Origin of the sequence: Pseudoalteromonas sp. bablab_jr011 (assembly GCF_016464045.1) — a bacterium.
Lineage (GTDB): Bacteria > Pseudomonadota > Gammaproteobacteria > Enterobacterales > Alteromonadaceae > Pseudoalteromonas > Pseudoalteromonas lipolytica.
In genome coordinates this window covers 1-7,497 of sequence record NZ_JACDWU010000233.1, presented here as the reverse complement: position 1 = coordinate 7,497, position 7,497 = coordinate 1, and the positions used below count along the sequence as shown (strand labels likewise).

Genomic DNA, 7,497 nt, shown 5'->3' with positions numbered 1-7,497 from the left:
GAGTTACTGACAACACTTAGGTTGTTTATCTTACCCGATAGGCTACCAGACAGGCATTATCCAAGGGTGATAAGAAGGAAACCAAATAAGTATCCTTACAAAAGAAAATGCCAGTCAGCTCTTAACTGACTGGCATTAAGCTCTGCGCTGGCTTTTAGTTTATTGCATGACTTTGTTGCAAAATTAGCCGCGAGGAAGCTGAATTTTTTTCTCTTCGCTTTGGCGATAAAGCACAATTGTATGACCAATTGTTTGTAATTTTTCTGCGCCGGTCTCGCGAACAATTGCATCAAAAATCAATGCTTTAGTCTCACGCTCGTCGGTAGGTACTTTTACTTTGATAAGCTCGTGAATATTAAGTGCGCTTTCGATTTCAACTAAAACGCCTTCTGTTAAACCATTTGCACCAAGTAATACAACTGGTTTTAAACTGTGTGCTTGACCTTTTAAAAACTGCTTTTGTTTGTTCGATAATTTCATGATGTTACAAATTTTGCTGAATATGGCTTGAATTAAGGGTATTCTAACGCCATCTAGAGAATATTACTAATTAGTTACGTATTAATTTTATGGCAAACAAAAAACATTCAGCCAGTTCTAAGCGTTGGTTGAAGGAACATTTCGACGATCCTTATGTTCACGAAGCGCAAAAGAAAGGTTGGCGTTCTCGTGCGGTATTCAAATTAGACGAAATTCAAAATAAAGATAAATTAATTAAACCGGCTATGACAGTGGTTGACTTAGGGGCCGCACCCGGCAGCTGGTCTCAGTATTTAGCTGAAAAAGTAGGTGATAAAGGGCAGGTTATTGCCTGTGATATCTTACCGATGGATTCTTTAGCCGGTGTTGATTTTTTGCAAGGTGACTTCCGTGAAGAAGCTGTGCTTGATGCACTATTAACACGTATTGACGGTAAAAATGTTGATGTCGTTTTTTCTGATATGGCACCGAATATGAGTGGCAATACATCAGTTGATCAAGCTGGTAGTATGTATCTTGTCGAACTTGCGCTCGACATGTGTCATCAAGTTTTGAAGAAAAATGGCGCTTTTTGTGTCAAAGTATTCCAAGGAGAAGGATTTGATCAATACTTACAGGACGTACGTAATAGCTTTAAGGCGGTAAAAATTAGAAAGCCCGATGCTTCGCGTGCCCGTTCTCGGGAAGTTTATATAGTGGCGACAGGCTACAAACTGTAGTACAGTTGTGCTGCGTTAAGTTGAATTTAAATTAATTGGATACAAGAGGTTAACCCCTTGAGCGATATGGCGAAAAATCTAATACTCTGGCTGGTCATTGCAGTTGTGCTAATGTCAGTGTTTCAGAGCTTTAATGGTGGTGATCAAGCAGATCGCCAAACAAGTTACACTCAATTTGTTAGTGACGCACGTAGCGGCGCTATTCAAGAGGTCTCTATTGAAAGCACAACCGGCACCATTACAGGTACCAAAACAAATGGTGAGCGCTTTCAAACTATCATGCCAATGTATGATAAAGACATTTTGAATGATTTATTGAAAAGCAATGTAAATGTTAAAGGTGTTAAGCCTGAAGAGCAGTCTTTCCTCGCCAGCATTTTAATCTCTTGGTTCCCAATGTTACTGCTTATTGGTGTGTGGATTTTCTTCATGCGTCAAATGCAAGGCGGTGGCGGCAAAGGGGCGATGTCTTTCGGTAAGAGCAAAGCCCGCCTAATGAGCGAAGATCAAGTTAAAACAACGTTTGCTGATGTTGCCGGGTGTGATGAAGCGAAAGAAGATGTCACAGAGTTAGTGGACTTCTTACGTGATCCATCAAAATTCCAAAAGCTGGGTGGTAGTATCCCTAAAGGCGTACTTATGGTAGGTCCTCCGGGTACGGGTAAAACTCTTTTAGCGAAAGCGGTTGCCGGTGAAGCAAAAGTACCATTTTTTACAATTTCAGGTTCTGATTTCGTAGAAATGTTTGTTGGTGTGGGTGCATCACGTGTCCGTGACATGTTCGAACAAGCGAAAAAAGCAGCCCCGTGTATCATCTTTATCGACGAAATTGATGCGGTAGGCCGTAAACGTGGTGCAGGCATGGGGGGCGGTCACGATGAACGTGAGCAAACTCTAAACCAAATGCTAGTAGAAATGGACGGCTTTGAAGGTAATGAAGGTATTATCGTTATTGCAGCGACAAACCGCCCAGATGTACTTGACCCAGCGTTATTACGTCCGGGTCGTTTTGACCGCCAAGTTGTGGTTGGTTTACCTGATATCCGTGGTCGTGAGCAAATCTTGAAAGTGCACATGCGTAAAGTGCCATTAGGCGATAACGTTGAGGCCGCTGTGATTGCACGGGGTACACCTGGTTTCTCAGGTGCTGACCTTGCAAACTTGGTAAATGAAGCGGCGCTATATGCAGCGCGTGGCAATAAGCGTGTTGTTAGCATGGCTGAGTTTGATGCAGCAAAAGATAAAATCATGATGGGCGCAGAGCGTAAGACCATGGTGATGAGCGAACAAGAAAAAGAGATGACCGCTTATCATGAAGCAGGTCACGCGATTGTGGGCCGTATGGTGCCAGAACACGACCCTGTTTATAAGGTGTCTATTATTCCACGTGGTCGTGCACTAGGTGTTACGATGTACTTGCCTGAACAAGACCGTGTGAGTCACTCTAAAGAGTTACTAGAGTCAATGATTTCTAGTCTTTACGGTGGTCGTATTGCAGAAGCTCTGATTTATGGTGAAGACAAAGTAACCACAGGGGCAAGTAACGATATTGAGCGCGCGACAGACATCGCACGTAAAATGGTTACTCAATGGGGCTTAAGCGAAAAGTTAGGTCCACTGCTGTATGCTGAAGATCAAAACGAGATGTACATGGGTGGCGGTGGAAGCCGTGCCATGAGCATGTCAGATGAAACAGCAAAAGTTATCGATAGCGAAATTCGTTTGTTCTCAGATCGTAATTACCAACGTGCTGAGCAAATCTTAAAAGACAATATTGATATCTTACATGCGATGAAAGATGCATTAATGAAGTACGAAACAATTGATGCAGGTCAGATTGACGATTTAATGGCTCGTCAGCCAGTGCGTGAACCGCGTGACATGCATGACCGTCGTCCAGATGATAAAAAACCAGCGGCCAAGGCTGAACCTGTTGCTGAAGAGTCAAAATCGGATGATTCAGTAAAAAAGGATGAAACAAACCTTGATGACAAAGCTGAATAATCGTTAAAATACGATTAGCAAAAGCCCCGCTTGCCGGGGCTTTTTTGTAGCGACATAAAAAATCGTTTAGGTGTAGCACCTAAACATTCGCCATGGAAGCAGTATAGGTGATAGATGACCACTGTTAGTTTACCTCGAGGTCGCACTTTACACCTCGATACCCCTGTTGTGATGGGGATCTTAAATGTCACTCCTGACTCTTTTTCAGACGGCGGCAATTATTGCCAACTAGACAGCGCTGTCAAACAAGCTCATACACTCTTAGAACAAGGCGCAAAAATCATTGATATTGGCGGTGAATCGACACGTCCTGGTGCCCCTGACGTTTCATTGGAAGATGAGCTTGACCGTGTTATCCCTCTGGTTAAAGCGCTCAGAAAAACAAGCGACTGTATAATTTCAATTGATACCAGCAAAAGTGAGGTCATGCGTCAGGCTATTTTAGCGGGTGCAGATATCATTAATGATGTTAGGGCATTACAAGAGCCCGGTGCTATTGAAGTATTATCTGCATACCCTGACGTTGCAATTTGCTTGATGCATATGCAAGGACAACCTCGCACGATGCAAAGTAATCCACAGTATGAGGATTTATTTGCAGATATTAATGACTTTTTTTCCGAGCGTATCGCAGCATGTGAGCAAGCGGGGATTCAGCAACAACGTATTATTTTAGATCCCGGTTTCGGTTTTGGGAAAACGCTCGCGCATAACTACGAAATTCTTAATAGGTTTGACGAGTTTAATCAATTCAATTTACCGGTCCTTGCGGGTTTATCACGCAAATCCATGATTGGTAATTTATTAAATAAAAGCACGGATGAGCGTTTAGCTGGCAGTTTAGCAGGTGCTTTAATTGCTGCCCAAAATGGGGCAAAAATCATTCGTGTGCATGATGTTTCAGAAACTTTAGATGTGTTGACCGTATGGCAAGCATGTAAGAAAGGAATTATAAATGAGTAAAACAAGAAAATATTTTGGCACGGATGGCGTTCGTGGCATGGTTGGCGAATACCCTATTACTCCAGAGTTTGCATTAAAACTTGGTTGGGCAGCTGGACGCGTATTATCAAAAATTGGTACCAAGAAGGTTATTATTGGTAAAGACACGCGTATCTCTGGGTATATGTTAGAAACTTCACTGGAAGCAGGTCTTATTGCTGCAGGCATTGATGTTGTTTTACTTGGCCCTATGCCGACCCCTGCGGTTGCTTATTTAACGCAAACTTTCCGTGCTGAAGCTGGCATCGTTATTAGTGCATCACATAACCCTTATCATGACAATGGCATTAAATTTTTCTCTAGTCGTGGTTTGAAGCTAGCGGATGAAGTTGAGCTTGAAATTGAAGCCATGATGGAAGAGCCAATGACTTGCGTAGCTTCAGATAAATTAGGTAAAGCGCGTCGTTTAGAAACGGCTGATGGTCGTTATATTGAGTTTTGTAAAAGCCAATTCCCTCAAGGTTTATCATTAGAGGGTCTAAAAATCGTATTAGATTGTGCTAATGGCGCAACTTATCATATAGCCCCGTCTGTTATGCGTGAGCTTGGTGCAGAAGTCATTTGTCATGCGTGTGAACCAAATGGTGTCAACATTAACCTTGAATGCGGTGCAACTCACGTTGAAACACTCAAGCGCAAAGTACTTGAGCATGATGCCGATGTTGGTATTGCGTACGACGGTGACGGTGACCGTGTGATGATGGTTGACCACAACGGACGTGTCTTCGATGGTGATGACATTGTTTATATTATTGCATGCCAAGCTGCAAACGACGATATGTTGGGTGGGGGTGTTGTAGGCACGGTCATGTCGAACATGGGGCTTGAAAATGCATTAAAAGCGCGTGGTATTGATTTTGCCCGCAGTAAAGTTGGCGATCGTTATGTCATGGAGCTTTTGCAAGAAAAAGGATGGAAAATCGGAGGCGAAAGCTCAGGCCATGTATTGAATCTTGATTTAATTAGTACTGGTGACGGTATTATTTCGAGTTTGCAGGTGTTAGCTGCCATGGTTGCACAGAATAAAACACTGCAAGACTTAGGTGCTGGCTTTACAAAATACCCGATGAAAATGATCAATGTTCGTTACCCTCAAGGTACGGATCCAACGCAAGCACAAGCTGTTATCGATATTGTGGCACAAATCGAAGAAAAATTAGGTGATACAGGGCGTGTTCTACTTCGCAAATCGGGGACAGAACCCGTTGTTCGCGTAATGGTAGAGGCTGATCAAGAGAAAACAGTACTAGACAGCGCACAAAAAATTGCTGAAATTGTCGAATCTGTGAGCAAACAAACCGAGGGATAACAATAACCTCTTGTAACTTTGGGCAAGTCGAGTTAGTATCTTGCCCGCTTTCTAATGTGGAGTGGAAATATGGCAACACGTAAGCCAATGGTAGCAGGCAATTGGAAAATGAACGGTTCGTTAGAACTTGTTGAACAATTAGCAAACGCTATCAAAAATGTTCAGTCTGATGAACTTGATATTGTGGTGTTTCCACCATTCCCGTTGATAAGTTCGCTGCAACAACAAAATGTTGTTGTCGGTTCGCAAACGGTCTCAGAAAACCAAGCGGGTGCGTTTACGGGTGAAGTAGATGCTCAGCTGATTAAAGACTTAGGTGCAACGTATACCTTAGTAGGGCATTCAGAGCGTCGCAGTATTTATGGTGAATCTGATGCGGTGGTTGCGGATAAATTTGCTCGCGCTCAACACGTTGGTTTAACACCTATCTTATGTGTTGGCGAAAGCGAAGAACAACGTGAAGCGAATGAAACCGAATTAGTGGTTGCAGCACAAATTGATGCTGTAATTAACAAATTAGGTGTAGCAGCACTGAAGAATTCTGTGGTAGCATACGAGCCCGTTTGGGCCATTGGCACAGGTAAGACTGCTTCTCCTGAGCAAGCGCAAGCTGTACATAAATTTATCCGTGAGAAAATTGCTTCTGCGGATAGTGATTTAGCTGAACAGCTAACCATCTTATATGGTGGTAGCGTGAATGAAAAAAATAGCGAATTATTATTTGCACAACCAGATATAGATGGCGGCCTAATAGGCGGCGCAAGTCTAAAAGCAGAATCATTTACTGCTATTTGTGAAAGTGCAAAAGGGACCGTATAAGATGTACGAAATTTTATTAGTAGTTTATTTAATTGTTGCTTTAGCGCTTGTTGGTATGGTTTTAATCCAGCAAGGTAAAGGCGCTGATATGGGTTCATCATTTGGAGCAGGTGCGTCTGCTACAGTGTTTGGTTCATCAGGTGCAGGCAACTTCATGACAAAAACAACAACAATTCTTGCAACGATTTTCTTCGTGTTAAGTATTGTTTTAGGTAACCTAACTGCCGGTCAAATTAAAAAGACGGATGAGTGGGAAAACCTAGAGGCTGCGCCAGCTGTTGAAACTGTTACTCCAGCACAAACTGATGTGCCAGTGACAGAAGAGAAAAGCTCTGACGTACCAAATTAATTAGCGTTGCTAATTAATGTTAAGCGATTTATCTCCTCAGTAAATCAAACAGCTTAACATCATACAGAATTGTATGCGGATGTGGTGGAATTGGTAGACACGCCATCTTGAGGGGGTGGTGGCTTCGGCCGTGGGGGTTCAAGTCCCCCCATCCGCACCAAGTTTCTATAGTATAAAACTTTATGAAATGAGCTTTACAGACTAATTTCACTCGAAAGCTTTATTTTCAAAACTTTCTAAAATGATTCCAAAACTTTTCTAAAATTTAGAATTAAATTTGTAGGCATTCTTTCATTTTTAGTTCTTAATTTTCTAAAAACATCGAATAAAAAAATCCGCATTCTAGTGCGGATTTTTTGTTTTTGAATCGCTTTTTATTAAACATTAACTTCGCCAATCGATCACGACATCTTCCGCTATATTCCATATTGAATGCCCTTCTTTATATAGCCTATTTGATTTATCATCAGCATGTGCTGCACGAATTTTTGATTCTATTCCTTTACTATCTAATAAATGAATCGCTAGTGCTCTTATGTCATGAAATCCAGAACGTTTAGGCTTTGCTATATCGGATTGAATCCCAAGCTTGTCTCTGAACTCTGAAAACTTTCTGCTTATACCATTCCGCATAAAGATTAAATCAACTTTATCCATTCCCGATTACACATCTTAATCACTCGCTCCGGTATTGAAATAAAGTGATTCCATGCTTTTGAAACTTCATCAACAATTTCGTCATAACCCGAAAACACTCTATTGGATAAACAGTGTTGTCGTATCCAGCTCCATACTTGCTCTATTGGGTTTAACTC

At 42.0% G+C, this 7,497-nt stretch carries 8 protein-coding genes, 1 tRNA gene and 1 pseudogene; 7 read left to right on the top strand and 3 right to left on the bottom strand.

Translation table 11 applies throughout. From position 1 onward, the window contains the following. Positions 1 to 183 precede the first annotated feature (183 nt). Positions 184 to 480, bottom strand: coding sequence for a ribosome assembly RNA-binding protein YhbY (gene yhbY / locus JIG41_RS13805; protein WP_036967216.1), 297 nt, complete (start codon positions 478 to 480; stop codon positions 184 to 186). 89 nt (positions 481 to 569) lie between these two features. Here yhbY and rlmE point away from each other — a divergent pair, with 89 nt between their 5' ends. From rlmE to JIG41_RS13770, 7 genes are all read left to right on the top strand, one after another. Beyond that, complete coding sequence (gene rlmE / locus JIG41_RS13800; protein WP_036967218.1) at positions 570 to 1,199, top strand: 23S rRNA (uridine(2552)-2'-O)-methyltransferase RlmE; 630 nt, start codon at positions 570 to 572, stop codon at positions 1,197 to 1,199. Between the two features lie 57 nt (positions 1,200 to 1,256). Next, positions 1,257 to 3,203, top strand: a complete 1,947-nt coding sequence (gene ftsH / locus JIG41_RS13795; RefSeq protein ID WP_176714535.1) for an ATP-dependent zinc metalloprotease FtsH — start codon at positions 1,257 to 1,259, stop codon at positions 3,201 to 3,203. 114 nt (positions 3,204 to 3,317) lie between these two features. Further along, positions 3,318 to 4,166, top strand: a complete 849-nt coding sequence (gene folP / locus JIG41_RS13790) for a dihydropteroate synthase (RefSeq protein ID WP_199524946.1) — start codon at positions 3,318 to 3,320, stop codon at positions 4,164 to 4,166. Then, the gene (gene glmM, locus JIG41_RS13785) at positions 4,159 to 5,514 is read left to right on the top strand and encodes a phosphoglucosamine mutase (protein ID WP_036967223.1); all 1,356 of its coding nucleotides are present in this window, start codon (positions 4,159 to 4,161) and stop codon (positions 5,512 to 5,514) included. Before folP ends, glmM begins: the two co-directional genes overlap by 8 nt. A gap of 69 nt (positions 5,515 to 5,583) precedes the next feature. After that, positions 5,584 to 6,333 (top strand): triose-phosphate isomerase, encoded by a 750-nt coding sequence (gene tpiA, locus JIG41_RS13780; RefSeq protein ID WP_036967226.1) that lies wholly within the window; start codon positions 5,584 to 5,586, stop codon positions 6,331 to 6,333. Between the two features lies 1 nt (position 6,334). Beyond that, positions 6,335 to 6,682 (top strand): preprotein translocase subunit SecG, encoded by a 348-nt coding sequence (gene secG, locus JIG41_RS13775; RefSeq protein WP_036967228.1) that lies wholly within the window; start codon positions 6,335 to 6,337, stop codon positions 6,680 to 6,682. 75 nt (positions 6,683 to 6,757) lie between these two features. Continuing rightward, positions 6,758 to 6,842, top strand: a tRNA-Leu gene (locus JIG41_RS13770). 224 nt (positions 6,843 to 7,066) lie between these two features. Here the strand turns inward: JIG41_RS13770 and JIG41_RS13765 are convergent. Both JIG41_RS13765 and JIG41_RS13760 read right to left on the bottom strand, forming a co-directional pair. Further along, on the bottom strand, positions 7,067 to 7,339 hold the full coding sequence (locus tag JIG41_RS13765) for a hypothetical protein (protein ID WP_206770784.1): 273 nt from the start codon (positions 7,337 to 7,339) through the stop codon (positions 7,067 to 7,069). Then, positions 7,321 to 7,497, bottom strand: a pseudogene (locus JIG41_RS13760) (IS630 family transposase); the annotation flags it as partial. The gene JIG41_RS13765 and the pseudogene JIG41_RS13760, both read right to left, overlap by 19 nt.

Excerpts from the sequence above, each read along its gene's own strand:
- tpiA (WP_036967226.1), top strand. The coding sequence starts at position 5,584 with ATGGCAACACGTAAGCCAATGGTAGCAGGCAATTGGAAAATGAACGGT.
- rlmE (WP_036967218.1), top strand. The coding sequence starts at position 570 with ATGGCAAACAAAAAACATTCAGCCAGTTCTAAGCGTTGGTTGAAGGAA.
- JIG41_RS13765 (WP_206770784.1), bottom strand. The coding sequence starts at position 7,339 with ATGGATAAAGTTGATTTAATCTTTATGCGGAATGGTATAAGCAGAAAG.
- folP (WP_199524946.1), top strand. The coding sequence starts at position 3,318 with ATGACCACTGTTAGTTTACCTCGAGGTCGCACTTTACACCTCGATACC.
- secG (WP_036967228.1), top strand. The coding sequence starts at position 6,335 with ATGTACGAAATTTTATTAGTAGTTTATTTAATTGTTGCTTTAGCGCTT.
- yhbY (WP_036967216.1), bottom strand. The coding sequence starts at position 480 with ATGAAATTATCGAACAAACAAAAGCAGTTTTTAAAAGGTCAAGCACAC.
- glmM (WP_036967223.1), top strand. The coding sequence starts at position 4,159 with ATGAGTAAAACAAGAAAATATTTTGGCACGGATGGCGTTCGTGGCATG.